2 protein-coding genes and 1 pseudogene are annotated in these 2,427 nt (G+C 61.9%); all 3 read left to right on the top strand.

Annotated features, from left to right (window positions below):
* Positions 1-625, top strand: a pseudogene (locus tag EN884_RS33010) (DNA polymerase III subunit delta'); the annotation flags it as partial.
* A gap of 90 nt (positions 626-715) precedes the next feature.
* On the top strand, positions 716-2,266 hold the full coding sequence (gene metG, locus EN884_RS33005; RefSeq protein ID WP_063168014.1) for a methionine--tRNA ligase: 1,551 nt from the start codon (positions 716-718) through the stop codon (positions 2,264-2,266).
* Positions 2,266-2,427, top strand: a 162-nt coding sequence (locus tag EN884_RS33000) for a TatD family hydrolase (protein ID WP_206617708.1), incomplete at its 3' end; no start/stop codon positions are given. The genes metG and EN884_RS33000, both read left to right, overlap by 1 nt.

Below are 2,427 nucleotides of genomic sequence, written 5' to 3'. Positions count from 1 at the left end.
GGTCGTCATCGTCGACCCCGCCGACGACATGAACACCAATGCCGCCAATGCCTTGCTGAAAAATCTTGAAGAGCCGCCGGCACGGACTCTGTTCATCCTGATTGTCCACGCGCCGGGCAGCCTGCTGCCGACGATCCGGTCGCGCTGTCAGGTGGTGAGATTGAACCCGCTCGACGCCGACGACCTGATGACGGTGCTGGAAACGACCGAGCCGGCGCCGCCTGAGGATCCGGCGGCGCGCGCGGCACTGGCCGAGCGGGCAGGGGGCAGCGCCCGCACCGCGATCCTCTTGACGCAGTATGGCGGGTTGGAGATCGCTTCGACGCTCGACGCTCTGGTCACCGGGAAAAAGAGCGATGTCGGCGGCGCGTTCCGCCTCGCCGAAGCCGTGGCCGGCCGCGATCAGGCGATCCAGTTCGATATCTTCAACCGCCGGGTGCTAGACCTGTTGTCGGACGCGGCAAGCCAGGCAGCACTGGCTGGCGATCTCGCACGAGCCAAAACGCTGTCGGACACTTGGCATGAGGCGCTGGACGCTATATCTGAGACCGATACTTACAATCTCGATAAGAAGCAGCACGCCTTGATCATGATCGACCGCCTGAATTCTGCAATGCGAATGTGACTGGGTTTCCTGGATCGGGATGGCAAATGCTGCCTCGATACGATATCCACCGCCACGCCTTTCCATTCAGACATTCATGACGGTTCATTCATGTCACGCGACAAATTCTACATCACCACCCCGATCTTTTATCCGAACGGCAAGCCGCATATCGGCCACGCCTATACGGTCATTGCAACCGACGCCCTGGCACGCTTCCAGCGCCTGGACGGCAAGGACGTCTTCTTCCTGACCGGCACCGACGAGCATGGCCTGAAGATGCAGCAAACTGCCGAGAAGGAAGGTATAACGCCACTGGCGCTGGCCGACCGCAATTCGGCGATTTTCCGCGCAATGACCGAGGCGATGGGCGGCTCGAATGACCAATACATTCGCACGACCGAACCGCGCCACTACGAATCCTGTCAGGCGATCTGGAAAGCGATGGCCGCCAATGGCGACATCTATCTCGACCGCTATAGCGGCTGGTATTCGGTGCGCCAGGAAGCCTATTTCGACGAGAGCGAGACGACGCTCGGCGACGACGGCGTGCGCCGCGAACCGCTTGGGTCGCCGGTCGAATGGAACGAGGAAGAAAGCTATTTCTTCCGGCTTTCCGCCTATCAGGACAAATTGCTGGCGCTTTATGAGAGCCAGCCCGACTTTGTCGGTCCGACCGAGCGCCGCAACGAGGTGCTCAGCTTCGTCAAGTCGGGGCTGAAGGATCTGTCGATCTCGCGCACGACCTTCAAATGGGGCGTGCCGGTGCCAGGCGACGACAAGCATGTGATGTATGTCTGGGTCGACGCCTTGACCAACTACATCACCGCCGCCGGCTATCCCGACACAAAGGCCGAGCAATGGCACTATTGGCCGGCCACGCACATCATCGGCAAGGACATTGTCCGCTTCCATGCGGTCTATTGGCCGGCATTTCTGATGTCGGCGGGCATCGAGTTGCCAAAGCGCGTCTTCGCGCATGGCTTCCTGTTCAACCGCGGCGAGAAGATGTCGAAATCTGTTGGCAACGTCGTCGATCCATTCGCGATGGTCGAGCACTACGGTCTCGACCAGGTGCGCTACTTCTTCCTGCGCGAGGTGCCGTTCGGTAACGATGGCAGCTACAGCCATGACGCGATCGTCAACCGCACCAATGCCGATCTTGCCAACGGTCTCGGCAACCTGGCGCAGCGTTCGCTGTCGATGATCGCCAAGAACTGCGGCGGCGTGGTGCCGCAGCGCGGCGAGCTGACGGATGCAGACAGAGCGATCCTGGATCAGGCCGCCGCCGCGCTCGACACCGCGCGCAAGGCGGTCGCCGAGCAGGGCATCCATCTGGCGCTGGCAGCTATCTTCGGCGTGGTGGCGGAAGCCGATCGCTACTTCGCCGGCGAGGCACCATGGGCGCTGAAGAAGACCAACCCGGCGCGCATGGAAACGGTGCTGTGGACGACCGCCGAAGTCGTGCGCCGCGTGGCGGTGCTGTGTCAGCCCTTCACTCCGGGCTCGGCCGCGAAACTGCTCGACCTGCTGGCGGTGCCGGCGGAGAGCCGCGATTTCGTGCATGTCCACGCGGATCACGCGCTTGTGCCCGGCACTGCGTTGCCGGTGCCGGAAGGCGTGTTTCCGCGTTACGTCGAACAGCCGGACGCGAACATCTGATGCTCGTCGACAGCCACTGCCATCTGGATTTTCCAGATTTCGCCGAGGAGCGGGCGGCCATCGTCGCCCGCGCTTTAGCCGCCGGAATTGGCCGTATGGTGACGATCTCGACACGCGTGAAGCGGTTTCCGCAAGTACTTGAGATCGCTGAAACTTTCGAC

This window comes from Mesorhizobium sp. M7A.F.Ca.AU.001.01.1.1 (assembly GCF_004022735.1).
Classification (GTDB): domain Bacteria; phylum Pseudomonadota; class Alphaproteobacteria; order Rhizobiales; family Rhizobiaceae; genus Mesorhizobium; species Mesorhizobium ciceri.
The sequence above is the reverse complement of the archived record's forward strand: the minus strand, read 5'-3'. Positions and strand labels throughout refer to the sequence as shown.

Bases quoted from the DNA above. Each gene is read 5' to 3' on its own strand.
- metG (WP_063168014.1), top strand. From the start codon at position 716: ATGTCACGCGACAAATTCTACATCACCACCCCGATCTTTTATCCGAAC.